At 69.1% G+C, this 18,703-nt stretch carries 19 protein-coding genes; 11 read left to right on the top strand and 8 right to left on the bottom strand.

Going from position 1 to position 18,703, the window contains the following annotated elements; genetic code table 11:
* Positions 1 to 58 precede the first annotated feature (58 nt).
* Positions 59 to 2,491 (top strand): DUF5059 domain-containing protein, encoded by a 2,433-nt coding sequence (locus EPL04_RS07510; protein ID WP_134670717.1) that lies wholly within the window; start codon positions 59 to 61, stop codon positions 2,489 to 2,491.
* Here the strand turns inward: EPL04_RS07510 and EPL04_RS07505 are convergent, their stop codons facing one another.
* Together EPL04_RS07505 and EPL04_RS07500 are read right to left on the bottom strand one after the other, a co-directional pair.
* Positions 2,492 to 3,682 (bottom strand): DHH family phosphoesterase, encoded by a 1,191-nt coding sequence (locus tag EPL04_RS07505; protein WP_134670716.1) that lies wholly within the window; start codon positions 3,680 to 3,682, stop codon positions 2,492 to 2,494.
* Between the two features lie 58 nt (positions 3,683 to 3,740).
* Complete coding sequence (locus tag EPL04_RS07500) at positions 3,741 to 4,637, bottom strand: SDR family oxidoreductase (protein WP_134670715.1); 897 nt, start codon at positions 4,635 to 4,637, stop codon at positions 3,741 to 3,743.
* A 130-nt stretch (positions 4,638 to 4,767) separates the two neighbouring features.
* On the opposite strand from EPL04_RS07500, the gene EPL04_RS07495 reads away from it, so the two are divergent.
* Both EPL04_RS07495 and EPL04_RS07490 read left to right on the top strand, forming a co-directional pair.
* Complete coding sequence (locus tag EPL04_RS07495) at positions 4,768 to 6,315, top strand: hypothetical protein (protein ID WP_134670714.1); 1,548 nt, start codon at positions 4,768 to 4,770, stop codon at positions 6,313 to 6,315.
* Between the two features lie 213 nt (positions 6,316 to 6,528).
* Complete coding sequence (locus EPL04_RS07490; protein ID WP_134670713.1) at positions 6,529 to 7,239, top strand: universal stress protein; 711 nt, start codon at positions 6,529 to 6,531, stop codon at positions 7,237 to 7,239.
* 386 nt (positions 7,240 to 7,625) lie between these two features.
* On the opposite strand, the gene psmB is transcribed toward EPL04_RS07490, so the two are convergent.
* Positions 7,626 to 8,354, bottom strand: coding sequence for an archaeal proteasome endopeptidase complex subunit beta (psmB, locus tag EPL04_RS07485; RefSeq protein WP_134670712.1), 729 nt, complete (start codon positions 8,352 to 8,354; stop codon positions 7,626 to 7,628).
* A 133-nt stretch (positions 8,355 to 8,487) separates the two neighbouring features.
* Positions 8,488 to 8,655 (bottom strand): hypothetical protein, encoded by a 168-nt coding sequence (locus EPL04_RS18700; protein WP_167599436.1) that lies wholly within the window; start codon positions 8,653 to 8,655, stop codon positions 8,488 to 8,490.
* 299 nt (positions 8,656 to 8,954) lie between these two features.
* Between EPL04_RS18700 and EPL04_RS07480 the strand changes: the two genes are divergently transcribed.
* From EPL04_RS07480 to EPL04_RS07455, 6 genes are all read left to right on the top strand, one after another.
* Positions 8,955 to 9,332, top strand: a complete 378-nt coding sequence (locus EPL04_RS07480; RefSeq protein ID WP_134670711.1) for a DUF555 domain-containing protein — start codon at positions 8,955 to 8,957, stop codon at positions 9,330 to 9,332.
* Positions 9,333 to 9,403: 71 nt separating this feature from the next.
* Positions 9,404 to 9,943 (top strand): CBS domain-containing protein, encoded by a 540-nt coding sequence (locus EPL04_RS07475; protein ID WP_134670710.1) that lies wholly within the window; start codon positions 9,404 to 9,406, stop codon positions 9,941 to 9,943.
* A gap of 253 nt (positions 9,944 to 10,196) precedes the next feature.
* Entirely contained in the window at positions 10,197 to 11,318 is a 1,122-nt protein-coding gene (locus EPL04_RS07470) for a pyridoxal phosphate-dependent aminotransferase (RefSeq protein WP_134670709.1), read from the top strand.
* Positions 11,319 to 11,368: 50 nt separating this feature from the next.
* Complete coding sequence (locus EPL04_RS07465) at positions 11,369 to 12,223, top strand: UbiA family prenyltransferase (RefSeq protein ID WP_134670708.1); 855 nt, start codon at positions 11,369 to 11,371, stop codon at positions 12,221 to 12,223.
* Positions 12,224 to 12,454: 231 nt separating this feature from the next.
* Positions 12,455 to 13,108 (top strand): DUF7282 domain-containing protein, encoded by a 654-nt coding sequence (locus EPL04_RS07460; RefSeq protein WP_134670707.1) that lies wholly within the window; start codon positions 12,455 to 12,457, stop codon positions 13,106 to 13,108.
* 64 nt (positions 13,109 to 13,172) lie between these two features.
* Positions 13,173 to 14,069 carry an alpha/beta fold hydrolase gene (locus tag EPL04_RS07455; protein WP_134670706.1) on the top strand — a complete coding sequence of 299 codons (897 nt, stop codon included), beginning with the start codon at positions 13,173 to 13,175 and terminating at the stop codon, positions 14,067 to 14,069.
* Position 14,070: 1 nt separating this feature from the next.
* Here EPL04_RS07455 and EPL04_RS07450 read toward each other — a convergent pair whose 3' ends face one another.
* Positions 14,071 to 14,607 (bottom strand): hypothetical protein, encoded by a 537-nt coding sequence (locus EPL04_RS07450; protein ID WP_134670705.1) that lies wholly within the window; start codon positions 14,605 to 14,607, stop codon positions 14,071 to 14,073.
* Between the two features lie 115 nt (positions 14,608 to 14,722).
* Entirely contained in the window at positions 14,723 to 15,904 is a 1,182-nt protein-coding gene (locus EPL04_RS07445) for a redox-regulated ATPase YchF (protein ID WP_134670704.1), read from the bottom strand.
* Between the two features lie 147 nt (positions 15,905 to 16,051).
* On the opposite strand from EPL04_RS07445, the gene EPL04_RS07440 reads away from it, so the two are divergent.
* Both EPL04_RS07440 and EPL04_RS07435 read left to right on the top strand, forming a co-directional pair.
* A complete protein-coding gene (locus tag EPL04_RS07440; RefSeq protein ID WP_134670703.1) occupies positions 16,052 to 16,744 on the top strand; it encodes a hypothetical protein in 693 nt (230 codons plus the stop codon).
* Positions 16,745 to 16,820: 76 nt separating this feature from the next.
* Positions 16,821 to 17,036, top strand: coding sequence for a dodecin family protein (locus tag EPL04_RS07435; RefSeq protein ID WP_134670702.1), 216 nt, complete (start codon positions 16,821 to 16,823; stop codon positions 17,034 to 17,036).
* A gap of 41 nt (positions 17,037 to 17,077) precedes the next feature.
* Here EPL04_RS07435 and EPL04_RS07430 read toward each other — a convergent pair whose 3' ends face one another.
* Positions 17,078 to 17,878, bottom strand: coding sequence for a hypothetical protein (locus EPL04_RS07430; protein ID WP_134670701.1), 801 nt, complete (start codon positions 17,876 to 17,878; stop codon positions 17,078 to 17,080).
* A 36-nt stretch (positions 17,879 to 17,914) separates the two neighbouring features.
* Positions 17,915 to 18,694: a GNAT family N-acetyltransferase gene (locus EPL04_RS07425; RefSeq protein ID WP_134670700.1), complete on the bottom strand. Its 780-nt coding sequence runs from the start codon at positions 18,692 to 18,694 to the stop codon at positions 17,915 to 17,917.
* Positions 18,695 to 18,703 lie beyond the last annotated feature (9 nt).

The following is an 18,703-nucleotide window of genomic DNA, read 5'->3' as shown; positions in this document are numbered from 1 at the left end:
GTATTTAGGTGGGCCTAAAACGGAACGCTTTTCAATATTTAGGTAAGCCTAAAACAGTATGGCGACGAACCGACGCGATCTGTTGAAAGCGGGATCGGCGGCGATCGCCGGCCTCCCGCTGGCCGGGTGTAGCGGCATGCTCGAAGAGGGCGAGCGCACTACCGCGACCGAGACCACGGACACCGACGCCTCGAGCGCGCCGGAACCGGCCGCGGTCGCGGTCGCGGCCGAGTGGAACGTCTACCGGGCGCTGGCCCGGGACGCGCTCGGAATCGGGCTCGCCGGGGCGTTCGATTCGAGCGCCCGGATCGCGGCCGACGCCTTCGAGAAGTTCGAGCGGGCCGGCGGCGAGTGGGGCGCCCACGAGGCGCTCGAAGCGACGGACGAGGACCGCTACGAGGGGTTCGAGGAGGCGCTTGGCCAACTCCGACAGCGCGCCCGAGAGGGCAACGTCGAGGAGATGCGAGTGGAGGCCGACCTCGTCGACGACCACCTCGGGGCCGCACAGGCCGACCGCGCCGGCGAAGCGAACGCCGCCGCGCTCGATCTGCTCGCGCTCGGGTCGCGGGCTTCGACGGCCGCCGCGCTCGCCGATGCGGGCGAGTTCGAGGCCGCCGCCGCGGTCGCTGGCGACGCCGCCGACGCCTTCGAGGAAGCCGATGCCCACGAGGCGCTCGAATCGGCCGACCGAGAGAGCTACGAGGCCTTCGAGACGGCGCTGGACGGCGCGAACGCCGCGGCGACCGACGAGCGAGTCGAAGACGTCCGCGCCCGTGCCGACGCGGCCCTCGACGCCGCGGCGACCGGCGCCTCCGCGGTCGCCGACAGCGAGGCCGCGGCCGGTGCCGGCTACCTCGCCGCGATGCAGACCCGGGCCTACGACGCCGGGGCGCTGGCCTCGCTGGGCGGGCCCTCCACCGACTTCGCGCACGCGGCGGCGCTGAACGTCTACCGGGCGCGGGCGTACGATTCCGCGTGGCTGACCGCCCGCGGGGAGTCCGACCGCGCGACGCAGGTCGCCCGAGACATCTTCGCGCACTTCGAGGGCGCGAAGGCCCACGAGGCGCTCGAATCCGCCGATCAGGAGGCCTACGAGGGCTTCGAGGGCGCATTAGAGGACCTCGCCGCGGCGGCCGAGAACGGCGACGCCGAGGCCGCCCGGGACGCCGCCGACGCGGTCGAGACCCACCTCCGGACCGGCGTCTCGTCGCTGGCGACCGAGACCGAGGCCGCCGTCCTCCAGGCCGCGTTCTTGCGGGCGCGGTTCGAGGACGCCCGCGAACTGTACGCGCTCGGCGACGGGGCGGCCGCCAAGAGCGTCGCTCAGGGCCTTTTCGAGCGCTTCGAGTCGGACCAACTGGGCGTCCACGAGGCGCTCGAAGGCGCGAGCGAGGACCTCTACGAGGCCTTCGAGCACGAGCATCTCCGGGAGGGCCTGATCCCGGCCTTCGGAGACGGCGACGACGAGGGCGTCGAGACGCACGCCGCGGGCGTCGAGGACGCGCTGTTCGAGTTCGAGACGATCGTCGCCGGGGAGCCGACGGTCAGCGCCGCCGAGAGCGGGCTGATGAGCGCTCGGGCGTTCGACGCCGCCGGCCTCTCGGCGCTCGGAGAGTCAGATCGCGCCCGGTCGGTCGTCGAGTCGACGTTCCAGCACTTCGAGCGAGGTGCCGGCGGTTTCCACGAGGCGCTCGAAGCCGCCGATCGGGACCTGTACGAGTCCTTCGAGCGCCGCCTGACCGCGGTCGGCGACGCGACCGAGAGCGGCGACGCCTACGCCGCGGCGACGGCGTTCGACGAGAAGGCCGTCGCCGCCATCTACGCGGTCGTGGCGAACGCCGGCGGCGACTTCGGCGGCGCGGCCGCGACCGTCGCGCGCGACGCGTTCGCCGGGTTCGAGCAAGCGGCGGTCCACGAGCGCCTCGAATCCGCCGATCGGGAGGCCTACGAGGCGTTCGAGGCCCGACTCGGCGATCTCGTCGACGCGCTGGAGGACGGGAGCGGCGTCTCGGACGCGCTCGCGGCGTTCGCGGACGCGGCGGTCCGCGCCGAGTTCGCGGTCGCCGGCGCACCCGACGCGGCCCCGGTCGGGGAGCGCGAGTCGGGCGGCACCGAGACGGAACTGACCGGCGGCCCGAACGTCGTCGACGGCGTCCCCGAGGACGCCGACCACGTCGTCGAGATGACGGCGGTCTCGTTCGACCCGGCCGAACTGACCGTCGAGCGAGGCGACACGGTGGCCTTCGCGTTCGCCGAGGGCGAACCCCACTCGATCACCGCGTACGAGGACGACCTCCCCGAGGGGGCCGACTACTGGGCGTCCGGCGGTTTCGACGATCAGGCGGCCGCGGAGGCTGGCTGGGAGAACGGGAAGGGCGCGGTCCAGTCGGGGCAGGCCTACGTCCGGACCTTCGAGGCGACGGGGACCCACGAGTACTTCTGCATCCCCCATGAGGCCGCCGGGATGGTCGGGAGCGTCGTCGTCGAGTAGCTACACGTCCCCGTTGAGTGCGGCGAAGATGTCGCCGGTGAGTTCGGTCTGGGACCACAGCGCCGCCTCCTCGCCGTGGGCGTAGGCCGCGCCGTCGACCGGGACCTGTCCGCCGCCCATCCGGGCGTGACCGCCCGCGCTCGCGCCGGGGATGTCGCCGACGGCGGCTTCGAGGGCCTTCCCCATGTGGACCCGATCGTCCCGGGAGCGCCCCGAGAGGTGGACCGTCTCCTCCCGCCGGCCACAGACCACCACCGCCGTGACACCCTCTAACTGGAGGAGTTCGTCGGCGGCCTGCGGGACGGCGTCGGCGTTGGAGACTCGCCCGACGTCGCTGACCGCGAACGACCCCCGGACGTCCCGGTCGGAGATCGCCCGGGCCTTGATTTCGAGCACCTCGGCGCTGACCTGCGGGTTCGCGATCCGATCGAGCAGGTCCTCGTCGACGCCCCGATAGAGGTACGCCGCGGCCGCGAACTCCGCGTCGGTACAGCCGTTGGTGAGGTGTTTGGTGTCGGCCTGAATTCCGTACAGGAGGCCGGTGGCGACGTCGGAGGGGACGACGAGTCCGTCGACGTCGCCCGGCGACTCGTCGGGATCGGCCGGCGTCGCGTCGACGTCTTCGAGGTACTCGGCGACGATGGTCGCACACGCCCCGTAGTCGGTTCGCTGGTCGGTGAACTCCTCGCCGGTGCCGTTCCCGGGGTGGTGGTCGACGACCGCGTACGGTTCGACGCCTTCGGCGCCCTCGAAGCCGCGGGGCGTGTTGTGGTCGACCAGCACCACGTCGTCGTCGGCGATCTCGCGCTCGTGGTCGATCCGCTCGAAGTCCAGATCGAGCACCGTCCGGAACGCTCGGTTCTGTTGGTGGCGGATCTGGCCGGCGTACTGGAGGGTGGCGTCGGTCCCGACCGTGGCCGCGAGGTGCGCGACTCCGATGGCACAGGCCATCGCGTCGGGGTCGGGGTTGGGGTGCATCAGGATCGCGACCGACTCGCGGTCGGCGAGCGCGCGTTTGAGCCGCACGCCCATCGGTCGTCGGATCCAGCGGACGACCAGCCACACCGACGCGACCACGGCGATCGCGCCGAGGGCCGCCGCCCCCGCGAGCTCGGGGGAGTCCAGCCCGTAGGACTCCGCGAGGCGCACGAGCTGTCGAACCCGCGGGTCCGGGAACACCGGCGATTGCATGTCCCTGACTGTCAACGCCGACCGACAAGAAATTTTCCCGATATGAACGCGCCGGATCTCAGGCCCGATCCGCCCGGAAGCGGTCGATTTCGTCGCGATACCCCTCCCGGTAGGTCGGATACGCGAACTGATAGGCCAGCCCGCGGAGCTTCTCGTTCGAGCACCGCTTGCTCGTCAGGAGCCGGCGCCGGGCCCGCTCGGAGAGGTCGGCGTCGTCGAGTCGCTCCTCGACGGTCCGCTTTTGCGGACGCTCGACGCCGCACTCGTCGGCGAGCCAGTCGGCGAACGTCCACCGCGAAACCGGCTCGTCGTCGACGACCAGCACCGTCTCGCCGCGTGCGAGGTCGGAGTCGAGCAGGAACGCCACCGCCCCGGCCGCGTCGTCGCGGTGGACCATGTTCAGATACCCCTCGGTGACCGGCCCGTCGAGGTACCGCTCCAGCCTCGTTCGGTCGGGGCCGTAGATGCCCGCCAGTCGGGCGACCGTGCCGTCGACGCCGTATTCGGGCGGGAGTTCGCGGGCGAGTCGCTCGGCCTCGACCAACACCTCGGTCTTCTCGGTGGTCGGATCGAGGGGCGTCTCCTCGTCGACCCAGTCGCCGCCGTGGTCGCCGTACACACCGGTGCTGGAGGTGTAGACGAACCGATCGGGCGGCGATTCGCGCGCGCCGAACGACTCGATCGCGGTCCGGAGCCCCTCGACGTACACCTCGCGGGCGGCCTCGGCGTCCCGGCCCCCGGAACTGGCCGCGAAGACGACCGCGTCGGCGTCCGGGACCGCCCCCAGCGACTCGGGGTCGGTCACGTCCGCCCGGACGCCCTCGAAGCCCGCCGACTCGATGGCGTCGAGCCCCGACTCCGAGCGCCTGACCCCGACGGCGCGGTGGCCCGCGTCGGTCAGTCGGCGGCCGAGTTCGAGCCCGACGTAGCCACAGCCCAGTATCGCAACGTCCATGTGCGAGCGTCGGCGCGAGCCGGCATAACTCCGGCGACTCGACCGCTTCGGCGCGCGCGAGGACGGCCGGAACCGACGGATGCGAGTCGGAGCCCGTGGATTCAAGGCCATCGCGTGAGATTCAGCCTGTATGCCCGAATCCGACCTCGCCGCGCAGGTCGACGACGTGCGATCGGTGGACCCCGAGACGTTTCAGGCTCGGGTCGAGGAGGACGCGGAGGTCATCGCGGCCGAGATCGACGAGGGGACGTTCGACAACCCGCAGGCGATCATCGGCTTCGAGTACGAGTTCTACGCGGTCGACGCCGAGACGGCCGCCTTACACCGGGTGCCTCGACGCCTCCTCGAACTCATCGGCTTCGAGAAGGAGCTTGGACTGCACAACGCCGAGATGTCGACCAGCCCCCAGCCGCTGAACGCCCACGGGCTCGCCTCCCAGGAGTCGGAGGTGAAAGCCCGGCTCTCGGCCGCCGAGGACCGCACCGCCGCCGAGGGGATGCGACTGGTCAGCGACGCGATGTGGACCATCCCGCCGGCGGGCGAGACCGCCCGAGAGTACCTCCTCGACAGCGTCACCGATCGCGGAGTCCGGATCGCCTCGAACATGAGCGACTCGGTGCGTTACCACGCGATGGCGAACACCGACGCCGACGTGGGGATGTGTCTGGACGCCCCGCACGTCGCCCTCGACGCCGACACCGTGATGCCAGAGAGCCTCATCACCTCGATCCAGCCCCACTATCAGGTGCCCCACGCCCGGGACCTGCCGACGTACTTCCAGTACGCGCTCCGGATCGCCGCGCCGCTGCTCGCGCTCGGGGTCAACTCTCCGTTCTTCCCGCCGAGCCTCTACGACGACGGCGCCGATCCGGCGGCGATCCTCGACGACGGCCACGACGAGCACCGGGTCGGCGTGTTCGAGTCGGTGCTGAACGCCCGCGACGACGCGCCCGGCAAGGTCCGGTTCCCCGAGGACCTCGAGAGCGTCGAGCAGGCGATCGAGCGCATCGCCGCCGACCGCACCGTCGTGCCGATGCCGGTCGAATCGAGCGATCGCTTCGACGACGAGTTCGCCCACTTCCGGCGCAAGCACGGCACCTACTGGCGGTGGGTCCGCCCCGTCTTCGGCGGGGCCACGCGGTCGGCCGCCAACGCCCGCATCGAGTTTCGCCCCATCGCGGCCCAGCCCACCGTCCGGGACTCGATCGCGTTTCAGGCGGCGTTCGCCGGCCTCCTCGAATCGACGTTCCGGCGCGAGCACCCGGTTCGGCACTTAGACTGGGTGGTCGCGAAGGATAACTTCTACGCCGCCATGGAGGATGGTCTGGACGCCGACATCTACTGGATCACGAACGCGGGCGAGGAGACGACCGACCGCGAGACGGTGTTCACCGACATCTTTGCCCACGCGAAAGACGGGCTTCAGGCCCGCGGACTCACCGACGAGCAGGCCGCCAAGTACCTCTGGCCGCTCCGCCAGCGCGCCCGCCACGGGGTCACGCCCGCGAGCTGGAAGCGGGCGCGCGTCCGCGAGCGCCTCGACGACGGCGAGGACTTCGAGTCGGCGGTCTGTGGGATGCAACGCGAGTACATCGACCGCCAGTCCGAGACCCTCATCGACGGGAGCTTCGCCGACTGGGTCGGCCGGGGCGACACGGCGATGGAGCGCGAGGAGTAGGGAGAGTTTATCACCACCTACTAGCGCGATGTCTTCGAACGCCTCCCGACACCGCGATACGCATCGAGGAACGACGTGTCCTGAAAACCGAGAACATCGCATATCTCTGGGATGAGGCGAGTCGAACGGAGGGACTGATTCACCAGGGCAGTACCGCTGGCGTCGAGTCACGCACATCACAAGTATTAGGTTGATGTTACTGGTACGGTCAGTATGAAACATCCAACAGTCCTCGTATTCGTCGAATTACCCGATCCAGAGTTTCCGACCGCTGGGTTCCTGAACAATCTCGCATACCCGGACGCGAGACTCGTCGGATTTTACCACCTCGACGAAGACGAGTCCGCCCAAGAGGCACGGGCCGAGTACGAGGACGCGTTCACGGCGGAACTGCAAAAGCAGGCCGAACGATTCGAACAACGAGGAGTACGGACGGAGTTCGACCTCGAATTCGACTCTGACCCGGTCGAGACACGCCAGAGAATCGCCGAAAGTGACGATGTCGATGCGGTTCTCACCCCGGGTGGCGTAAACACGCTGGGGAAAGTACTGATCGCGTCCCGGCACACGCGTAATGCCGAAGAGCGTATGGATAATCTCCTCAATATCATCGATCGTGATGCCCTTATTTCAGTTGGCCTCATCCACATAGCGGACCCGGATGATCCGGAGGGAGAAACCGAGGGTGAGAGAGTGTTAAACGAGATGGCTTCGATCCTTACAGAGAACGGGATTCCGTCCGTTCAGATCAATCGAGAAGTGCGAACAGAACGTGACGTTGCATTCGAACTGAGGCAAGCCGCTCGCAACCATGATCTCCTTGTGATGGGTGAAACCGAACAGGACGCCGGAGACGAAATCTTCGGCCCGGTCGGCGATTACATTGTCGATGAACTGGACATTCCGGTTTTGACTGTCCGGTGATTATCCGCCCGTCGAACGGTCGCTCCCGATAGCTGAGGGGACTCTCCACGGTAGATTCGCCTCCCGCAGTTACCGAGTTTGAACGCCCAGTGTGTGGCTACTTCTGGATAGAGACGCCGGATTCGGAACCATCGCCACGGGGCACTCTGAGTTCCCACTGTTGCTCACCGTGTGCGTCGGCTATCCGACCGCGAGAGACGACCGCAGGGACGAGCGCCGCGTCTGCGCGAACAAAACAAACGCAGGCCCGAGAGAGCCTCGCTCTCCCGGTGTCTTCGATCGAACGGTTGCAAGAGCGACGCGTTCGTGGGCCGACCGCCCAAACGACTCTGCCGTCTCGAACGACTTCGGTCGCTCCGCTCAGGAAGACGCAGGAAACGGTCGTCTTAGATCGCGTCGTCGTAGTCTTCGAACTCCGAGATCTCGACGCCCTCGCCGGTCATCTCGGCGAGCCACATGCCGTTGCCCGAGGCGGTGTCGCGCTCGACCGCGCTCTTGAGCGCGCGGACCGCGACCTCGCGGGCCTCGTCTTGGCCCATCTCCTCGTCGTACTCCTGTTCGAGGACGCCGAGCGCGAACTGCGACCCCGACCCGGAGACGCTGTAGGTCTCCTCGGTCACGCCGCCGAGCGCGTCGAAGGAGTAGACGTGTCCGCCCTCGTCGTCGACGCCGCCGAGGATGGGGACGACGATGAAGAACGCGCCCGACCGGAGGAGGTTGCTGGTGAGCGTCGAGAGGGCGTCCATGCTCATGTCCTTGCCACGCCGGGTCTCGTAGAGGTTGTTCTCGACTTCGAGGGTGCGGATCAGCGACTGGGCCGCCGAGACGCCGCCCGAGATGGTGAGCGCGCCGTTCGGGTGGATCTGCTCGACCTTCTGGGCGGTCTTCGAAGAGACCATGTTACCGAGGCTGGCGCGCTGGTCGGTGACCATCACGACGCCCTCGCTGGTGGTGAGGCCGACCGTGGTGGTCCCGGTCTTGAGCTCCTCGATCTCGGAGGTGTCGACGGACCGCTCGGGGAGCGAGCCGAGCTCGGGCTCGTAGGGGTTCGTCGCGGTACCGTCGAAGCGTGCGGCGTTCCGGGAGAACTCGGAACCGTGCATTGGGCTACGCATTGGGAGCCCCTAGTCCGTCTGCACTGATAAAACCAACCCTTCGGGCGGATTGGCCCGGCTTCGCCGCCGGATCGGCCCGGGTGGCGCGACCGCTATCGAGGCAGGGGTGACGAAAATCGACCGCCGGACCGCCTCAGGCGGCCGCGTCGTAGGCGCGCTCTAAGCGCTCGACGAGCCGGTGGGCGGGAAGGGTCACTCCCGCCTGCTTGGCGAGCAGCGCCATGGGCATGAGACAGATGCTGATTGCGACGCTCAACTGGTACAGGGCGAACACGGCCGCGCGGTGAATCCGAGTGGGCATTGGACTGCGTCCTCGTGCGAGGCTCGACCGACCCTACATAAAAGCATTTCTATGCCTCAGTTATATAATGGTCGTTATCGGCGTTTTAGCCCGGCGCATTCTTGCGGTTCAACGCCAGTTGCACTCCGCCCAACGAGGATGGATGTTCGGGACGCCCAGTCGTAGGCACGGACTTGGCGACCGGCGGCGTACGCATAACTTATGAGAATTATCGAACTCACGTCCGCACCGCGCGCGCCGCGACCGACGGCTCGCGGCCAAACCATAAAGCACGACATGGCGCGCCACCACTGATACGTATGAGCAATTACCTCGTTGCGATGGAGGCGGCATGGTTGGTTCGAGACGTCGAGGACGTGGACGACGCCATCGGCGTGGCGGTCAGCGAAGCCGGCAAGCGGCTCAACGACCAGAGCATGGACTACGTCGAGGTCGAGGTGGGCGCCACGGGCTGTCCCGCGTGTGGCGAACCGTTCGACTCGGCGTTCATCGCGGCGGGAACCTCGCTCGTCGGCCTGCTGTTGGAGATGAAGGTGTTCAACGCCGAGGGCGAGGAACACGCCCAGCGCATCGCCAAGAGCGAGGTCGGCGGCGCGCTCCGGGACGTCCCGCTCGAAGTCGTCGAGACGATCGAGTACGAGGAAGACGAGGAGATCGAACTGGGCGGCGACGAGTAAGCGTCCGGTCGCCCGCGGCGGCTCGGAGAGCAGACCGAAGCTTTATCTATAACCCGTGGTTATCCGATCGTATGGAACTACCGACGCCTCAGGACGTCCGAGACCGTCGGACGGAGCTCGGACTCACCCAGAGCGAACTCGCCGACCGCGCGGGCGTCTCCCAGCCGCTGATCGCCCGCATCGAGGGCGGTGACGTCGACCCGCGCCTCTCGACGCTCCGGCGCATCGTCGGCGCGCTCGACGAATCTGAGGGCGACATCGTGCGCGCCGACGACCTGATGCACGAGGAGGTCGTCAGCGTCGCGCCCACCGACTCGGTCAGTTCGGCCGTGAGCGAGATGCAAGACGCCGGCTACTCCCAGCTTCCGGTCATCGAGGACGGCGTCCCGGTCGGCTCCATCAGCTTCGAGGACCTGATGAGCGTCGACGAGGACGCCCGCGACCGACCGGTCAGCGAGTACATGGGCGAGGGCTTTCCCACCAAGTCCCGGAACGCCACTCTCGACGAGATCAGCACCGACCTCGGCCACAACAAGGCGGTCATCGTCACCGAGCGGGGCAACACCGTCGGCATCATCACCGAGGCCGACATCGCGGCGCGGCTCTCCTAGCGACCTTTTGTTGCGGGCGGCGCCCGAACGCGCCGCCCTTGCAAACGCTCGATCAAAAACTCGTCGTCACCACCTCCCTCGCGTCCTCGCGTCGCTCGGACGCTCAGTCGATGGTTCCTCGGTCCGCTCGCTCACTGTGTTCGCTCACGGCGCGACCGCTATAACGACGACTGCCGGCGAACCCGGCCGAGCGCGCGCCGGGCATCCCCGAGAACCACCAACAATTATCGTGCGTGCCGACACACGTCGTGACATGACGGACTTCTCCGACAGGGTCGAACAGGTCTCGATCAGCGGCATCCGCGAAGTGTTCGAGGCGGCGGGCGAGGACGCTATCAACCTCGGGCTCGGCCAGCCCGACTTCCCGACGCCCGACCACGCCCGGCGAGCCGCGATCGAGGCGATCGAGGCCGGCGACACCGACGCCTACACCTCCAACAAGGGGACCCGCGAGCTCCGGGAGGCGATCAGCGCGAAGCACGACCGCGACAACCACTTCTCGGTCCCGCCCGAGAACCTGATCGCGACCGCGGGGGGGAGCGAGGCGCTCCACATCGCGCTCGAAGCTCACGTCGACGCCGCCGACGAAGTGATCTTCCCCGATCCGGGCTTCGTCTCCTACGACGCGCTCACCCGGCTCGCGGGCGGCGAACCAGTGCCGGTCGGGCTCCGCGAGGACCTCACGCTCGACCCGGCGGCGGTCGAGGACGCGCTCACCGACGACACCGCGGCGTTCGTGGTCAACAGCCCGGCGAACCCGACCGGGGCGGTCCAGACCGAGACCGACATGCGGGAGTTCGCCCGGATCGCCGACGAGCACGACGTGCTGTGTATCTCCGACGAGGTGTACGAACACATAGTCTTCGACGGCGAGCACCGCTCGCCGATGGCGTACGCCGACTCGGACAACGTGGTCGTCGTCAACGCCTGCTCGAAGAGCTACTCGATGACCGGCTGGCGGCTCGGGTGGGTCGCCGCCAGCGAGCGCCGGATCGAGCGCATGCTCCGGGTCCACCAGTACGCCCAGGCGTGTGCGAGCGCCCCGGCCCAGTTCGCCGCCGAGGCCGCCCTCTCGGGGCCGCAGGACTGCGTCGACGAGATGGTCGCCGCCTTCGAGGAGCGCCGCGACGTGTTGCTCGACGGCCTCGCCGACATGGGCCTCGAAACCCCGACGCCCTCCGGCGCCTTCTACGCGATGCCGAAGGTCCCGGACGGCTGGGTCGACGAGGTCATCGACCGCGGGGTCGTGGTGGTGCCCGGCGAGGCGTTCGGCGACCGCGGGGAGGGGTACGCCCGCATCTCGTACGCAACCGACATGGCCCAGATCCGCGAGGCGCTCGACGTGATGGCGGAGGCGACCCGAGCCGTCCGGTGAGCGCCGACTCGCCCTGAGATTTTATCCCGCTCGCTTCCGTCTAGGCGCCCATGCCCATCTCGCGCCGGGAGTCCGGCGTCGCTCCCGCGACACGCGCGCTCGCCTCCCAGGTCCACCCCGTGTTCATGCTCCCGCCGGTCTCGTGTTCGCTGTTCGGCGGGGTGCTCGCCGGGACGTTCGCGCCCGTCCCGGGCGTCCTCCACGCGACGGCCATCTTCGCCGCCGTCTACACCGCCCACGTCAAGGACGGCTACGTCGACTTCTACGTCCGGGGCGAGGACGACGACCACCCGCTGAGCGAGCGGGGGTGTCGGCTCGCGCTCGCCGGCGCCAGCGGGCTCTTTTTCGCCTGCACGGCCGGCCTGTGGCTGATCGTCGGGCCGATCGCGGCCCTGCTCACGCTCCCGACGTGGCTGGTTGGCTACCACCACGCTCCCCAGTTGGACACCAACCCCGTGACCGCCACCACCGGCTATCCGCTGGGGATCGCGCTGGCGATCCTCGGGGGGTTCTACGCGCAGGCCGGCGCGCTCGGGGCGGTCCCGATCGCGTTCGCCGCCGTCTTCCTCGTGTTGCTCTCGGGCGTGAAGGTCATCGACGACGCGCAGGATTTCGACTACGACCGCTCGATCGACAAGACGACCGTGGCGGTCGCGCTCGGGCCCCAGCGGGCCCGGACCGCGGCGTTCGGCCTGATGATCGGGGCGCTCGCGCTCGTGGTCGGGTTCGCCGCGCTCGCGGTGTTCCCGCCGAGTAGCGTCGCCGCGGTCGCCGGGTTCGGCGCCGTGGCCGCGATCGCCCGCCGGGCAGACCCGACGGTGGCGACGATGCTTCTCGTCCGCGGGTCGTACGTCTTCCTCGCGCTCCTGCTGGTGGCGGTGTGGTTCCGACCCCTCGGCGGGTGACCGGTCGGGCGCTCTCGGCCCCGCATAGCCGCCCGACAGATCCGATCGGTCCGTCGGGGCCGAACGACCCTAATCTCGGCGTATACGGCCGTATCAATCGTTACGGCTCCGAAAAGGATCGTTTCTCGGCGGTACGCCCGCATTCACGTTCTGAACTCTGCGGTACGTCAGCGTTCACGTTCTGAACGGTGGGTCCGTTTCTTCTCCGCACGCGGCGTGGCCCGTCGTGCAATGATTCGTAAGACAGCACTCGTCGCGCTCGTCGCGCTCCTCGCGGTCGGTATGTCGATGGGAGCGATGGGTGCGGCGCCGATGGCACAAGACACGACCGAGGAAGGCCAAGAGACGACGACCGAAGGCGAGGAGATGGACGGTGAGGAGACCACGGCCGCGGGCGAGGAGATGGCCGAGAACGCCACGGTCACGTTGACGAACCAGACCACCGACGGCTCCGAACTCGTCGTCAACGAGACGATGCTCCCCGAGGGCGGATTCATCGCCATCCACCTCGCGGACAACGTCACGGCGTCGTCGTACGAGGACCCCGAGAACGTCTCGGTCGGTCCGGTCGTCGGCAACTCGACCTACCTCGAGGCCGGCACCCACGAGAACGTCACCGTCGAGCTGAACCGGTCGATCAACGAGAGCCAGCCGCTGGTGGCGATGCCCCATCAGGACACGAACGACGACGAGCGCTACACCTTCCCCGAAGCTGACGACCCCTACACGGTCGAGATGCTCCCGGTCATCGACGTCGGCTTCCTGACCGTCGAGGACGGCGGGATGGCCGAGGACGGCGAGGAGATGACGACCGAAGAAGGCGAGGAGATGACGACCGAAGAAGGCGACGCGATGGGCGACGGCGAGACCACGACCGAAGCGTAGACCGCGGCGCGGATACCCGACCGAGAGGCTCAATCTTTTTTCGGCTGCGGGACCTCTGTCCGGTATGACCATTCGAGGCCCCTGGACTCACGAGCAGGCTCTCGCAAACGACGTGCGCCTCCACTACGTCGCGGCGGGCGACCCCGACGACCCCCTCGTCGTCCTGTTGCACGGCTTCCCGGAGTTCTGGTACTCGTGGCACGATCAGATCCCGGCGCTCGCCGACGCCGGCTATCGAGTCGTCGCGCCGGACATGCGCGGGTACAACCGCTCGGAGAAGCCCCGCGGAGTGAGCGAGTACCGCATCGAGAAACTGGTCGACGACGTGGCCGGGCTGATCGACCACTGCGAGGCGGCGTCGGCCCGGGTCGTGGGCCACGACTGGGGCGGCGTGGTGGCGTGGGAGACCGCGATCCGTCGACCCGAGGTCGTCGACCGACTGGCGGTCCTGAACGCGCCCCACCCCGGACGCTACCGGGAGGCGCTTGCCCGCGATCCCGACCAGTGGCGCCGGTCGTGGTACGCCCTCTCGTTTCAGCTCCCGGGAGTGCCCGAGTTCGCGCTCGGCGCGCGCGACGGAGCCGGCGTCGCGAGGCTCCTCCGAGACACCGCCGGCTCGGACACCTTCGACGAGACCGATCTCCGACGCTACCGCGGGGCGGCGAGTCGCCCCGGCGCGCTGACCGCCGCGATCAACTACTACCGGGCGGCGTTCCGCGAGGGCCTCGGCGAGGAGGCGCGGACGCTGATCGGCGGCGGCCGGCCCGACCGCACGGTTCGGGTCCCGACGCTCCTGCTGTGGGGCGACGACGATCCGGCGCTCGGGACGGCGCTGTCGAGGGGCCTAGAGCGGTGGGTGCCCGACCTCCGGGTCGAACACTTCCCCGACGCGACCCACTGGCTCCAGAACGACCGCCCCGAGGCGGTGAGCGACCGGCTCGCGTCGTTCTTCGAGGGGTGAGTCACTCCTCGGGGAGACGGACGATCTCCTCGGGGTTCTGGAAGGCGTACAGGACGAGCGACCCGTCGAGGCGCTGTTCGCGGAGCAGTCTGGAGGCGACGCTCCTCTCGAGCCCCGCGATGATCTCGACCGCGGTCAGGAGTTCGTCCTGAGCGATGCCGAGCCGGTCGCGGTCGATCTCGACGCCCTCGGGGGCGCGAACGCTTTCTAACATCACGTCGACGAACGCCGCGAGGTCGGTGGTGTCGGCGAGTCGCTCGTGCCACGACGCCGGGTAGATGCTGACGGCCCCGTCGACGTCGTAGAGGCGTTCGCCGGGCCGCCAGCTCCGCGAGTCGGTCAGTCGATCCTCGAGCGACGTCTCGAATCGCTCGCGGTCGTAGTCGAGCGCCTCGGCGTACGCCTCGACGAGCTCTCGCGGGAGGCCCGATCCCTCGACCGGGTGGTGGCGTTCGAGAAACCGGATCAGCTCCTTGGCCGAGAAGTAATCGTCGTGGCCGGCGATGCGTTCGACGAGGTCTGGGTCGACGGACGTCATGTCACGCACCGACGCCGCCGAGTCGCAAAAACGCCCGCGTAAGGATTCCGAGAGATCGGTGGGTCGCTTGGTCCCCGCGACCGCATACCCGCCGGTCGGTGGCGAACGCGAGCGCTCAGCTCGCGGTGCTGACGATCTTGATCACGTCGCCCTCTTCGAGCTCGTAGCTCTCGCTCACCTCGCGGTTCGTCTTCGCGTTCACCGCGTGGAGGTAGCCGTCGCCGATGTCCGAGTGGACGGCGTACGCGAGGTCCGTCGGGGTCGACCCCCGCGGGAGGAGGAACGCGTCGGGCAGGACGTTGCCCTTCGCGTCGGTCCACCGGGTCTCGTTCTGGACGGGGTAGGCGGTGATCCGGTCGAGCAGTTCGTACACCGCGTGGTCGAGCGCGGTCTGGATGCCGGTGCCGCCCCGCTCGGCCATCACTTCTCGGATCTTTTCGAGGCCGGCCGACTGCTCGTCGGAGAGGTCCCCGACGATCTCGAAGTCGTCGTCGCCGGGGTCGTAGTCGACGACGCCGGCCTCGGCGGCCTGTCGGAGCGCGAGTTCGCCCTCGGCGGTGGCGGGGATGACGGGCTTGCCGGTCTCGTTCAGGCGCTCGATGTTCTCGGGCGGCGCGACGTCGGCCTTGTTCGCCACGAGGATGATGGGCTTCGTCCGGGCGCGCACGTCGCGAGCAAGCGCCTCGCGGTGGTCGTCGGTCCACTGGATCGGGTCCTCGGGGTAGTCGAGGTCCCGGAGGCTGGCGGCCACGTCGGCCTCGGTCGCGCCGAACCCGGTCAGCATCTCCGCGAGCGCGTCGTCGACGTCGAAGTCGGGCGATCGGGACTGGCGCTCGACGGTCTCCCAGTTGCGGTCGATGATGCCGGCGAGCCACTGGTCCATCTCCTCCTCGATGAAGTCGACCTCCTCGACCGGGTCGTAGGTCCCGACCTCGACGGGCTCGCCCTCCTCGTTGGTCCCGCCCGAGGCGTCGACGACGTTGACGATGGCGTCGGCGTTGGTGAGTTCGTCGAGGAACTGGTTGCCGAGCCCGCGGCCCTCGTGGGCGCCGGGGACCAGCCCCGCCACGTCGAGCAACTCGATCGGGACGTAGCGCTTGCCGGCCCGGCAGTGCTCGTCGCCACACCGCTCGTCGCGTTCGAGACAGGGGCAGTCGGTGCGGACCGAACTCACCCCGCGGTTGGCGTCGATGGTCGTGAACGGGTAGTTGGCCACGTCCACGTCGGCCATCGTGGCGGCCTTGTAGAAGGTGGACTTGCCCGCGTTGGGCTTGCCCGCCAGCGCGATGGAAATCATGCGGGAAGCTACCGGCGTGTCCGGGAATTGCCTTTCGGTTCCGCGGATCGACCTCGAGCCGAGCGACCCCCGCGCCGGCTCGACGCGGCCGTCCGGCCACATCCCTTTTCGACGGCGTCGCTGTTAGGACACCCGTGGGGAGACAAAATGAGTAGATTCACGACACGAGATCGGACGGAAACGACGGCCGAATCGGTAAAGGGAGCCGTCTCGGCGGTGGCCGACCGGAGCGAGATGGAGACGACCGCGGACGGAGAGTCGAGGGGGCCGTACCTCGTCGTCGACCTCGGGCCGGTCGTCGAGCGGTTCTTCGGCGACGCGAGCGTCGGCGCGGTCGAATCGCGCGCCGAATCCGCGCTCGATGCGGCCGAGACGCGCGCGGAGTCGGCGATCGACGCCGCGGACTCGGAGACCGGAACTCCCGAACGCGACGGCGGCGGCCCGAGCACGCTCTCGCGGGTGTTCCTCCTCGGGCTCGTGGCCGGCATCGGCTACGCGCTCCGACGGCGGTCGGTGTCGACGGGCGACGCGCTCGACCGGGTCACCGGCGGCGTCCAGTCGGCCGCCGACGAGACGACCGATCGTTCGGGCGAGGCCGCGGATCGGACCGAAAGCGTCGCGGGCGAGACCGCAGACCGCGTCCGCGAGACGGGCGAGATGGCGGCCGACCGGGTCGAAGAGGGGAGCGAGGCGGTCGCCGAGTCGATAGAATCCGGCGGCGAGGCGGCGTCCGAGCAGGTCGAGGAGGGCGGAGAGGCCGCGGCCGACCGGATGGAGGAGACCGCAGACACCGCCGAGTCCGAACAGGAGTCGGACGACGGCGAGGACACCGACTCGTAAGCGACTCTCGGGAACGCTTTAGCCGTCGGTCGGCCGACGCGGCCACAAGAAGCTACACCCCCTCGTCGTACCACCGGTGGCCACGACGGCAGTCACGATCATCAAGGTGCTCGGCACCTCCGAGGAATCGTGGCAGGACGCCGCCGAGGAAGCGTTCCGGCAGGCGAGCCAGACGGTCGACGACATCAGCGGCGTCGAGATAGAAGACTGGACCGCGAACGTCGAGGACGGCGAGATTCAAGAGTACCACGCGACCGCCGGGATCGCGTTCCCGGTCCGCGACGAGCAGTAGCCCTCGCGACCGCCGGCCGGTCGGCGCGGCCGGCGTGGGATTCAGGCCGACGCCGGCGCCTCCTCGACCGACGCGACCCGCGATCGGGGCGCCGTCAGCAGGAAGCCAAAGAGGACCGCCGGACCGAGGATCGGGGCGCCGACGATGCCCGCGGCGATCGGGTTCGCGCCGCCGGCGAACGCCGCCAGCGACGCGACGACCCCGAGTCCGACGGTCGCTCCGAGCGCTCGCCAGTCGTCGCGCCGGAGCGCGGCCCCGGCCGCGACCCCGAACAGCGCGATCGGTCCGAACGCCTCGGCCGGCAGGAGATACGCCGCCGACGCGCCCGAGAGCGCCACGTCGTAGACGTTCGTCGCCGCGACCGCGACCGCCGCCACGACCGGGACCGCGAGCGCGCGTCGCGGGGAAAGCGGGACGAGGCGGCCGGTCCGAGCGACCGACGCGCCCGCGACGAGCGCGAGCGATCCGACCCCAGTCAGGAACACGCGGGCCGCGGTTTCGATCCCGGTCAGGAGTCCGCCGTGATACGCGAGGTAGTACCGGTAGTAGGTGCCCTCGCGCTCGACGTACTCGGCGTCCCGGAGCGCCTCGATGGCGGCGTCGTGGTCGCCCCGCCAGAGGGTCGAGGACTCGCCGTTCAGCGCGGCGTCGATCGAGCGCCGGGCCCGTGGCGGGAGGTCGGCGTACGCGACCGCGTCGTCGGTGATCGGCTCGCCCTGCACCTCGTCGATTTGGTGGACGAACGCTGACGCCTGACCGTGGTTGGCGAACAGGTACACCGGGTGGGCGAGCACTGCGAGTCCGACCACTACGAGGAGGGCGGCCACTCGGCGGGTCTCCATACTGGCGATTATCTCACCGAGAATAAGTATGTTCGCCTACAGCTCGACCGCCATCATCACCTCGTCGACGTAGTCGCCGTCGATCTTGTAGTGGTCTTCCCGGACGGCTTCGGTCTCCCAGTCGTGGCCTTCGAGGAACGCGATCGCGTCCTCGTTGGTCGAAGGGACGCTCTGATAGACCTTCTCGTAGCCGTTCGCGCCCGCCCACTCCAGCCCGCGGGCGAGCAGGTGGCTCCCGACCCCGTGGCCCTGATACTCGTCGAGGACGCCGACGGTGAGCTCGGCGGTGTGGGCCAGCTTGTCGAGCTCCGGGGCGTGAAGGTGGACCCACCCGACGACGTCGTCTCCTGGTCCCCCGACCGGCCGGTCCGAGCCGGCCTGCGTCTCGCCGTCGCCGACGGTGGCGACGAAGAACATCCGCGACTCGAGTTCGTTGTGTCTGAGCAACGCCTCGTCGTGGTCGATCTCGTCGGCGACGCTCTCGGCGACGATGTAGGTCCGCTCCTCGGCGACCCGCCGGATCGCGCCGACGATGCCCGAGAGGTCCTCCTGTCGGGCGGGCCGGATCACGAACTCGAAGCCCTCGACCTCGTACTCCTCGGTGGCCCCGGCGTCGAACGCCGCCCGGAGGCGGCCGTCGCGCTCCTCGAGGTAGCCGTCGCGCTTGAGGATCGCGACGTGGTGGCGGAACCCGCCGGGATCGACCCGGAGCCGCTCGCGGGCCTCCTCGGCGCCGACCTCGCCGTGGCGCTCGACGTACTCGTAGATGCGTTTCCTGTCGTCGTGGTCGAAATCGAGGCTCTCCGAAAACTGCATGGTTAATGA

The organism is Halorussus marinus, from assembly GCF_004521895.1.
GTDB lineage: Archaea > Halobacteriota > Halobacteria > Halobacteriales > Haladaptataceae > Halorussus > Halorussus marinus.
The sequence above is the reverse complement of the archived record's forward strand: the minus strand, read 5'-3'. Positions and strand labels throughout refer to the sequence as shown.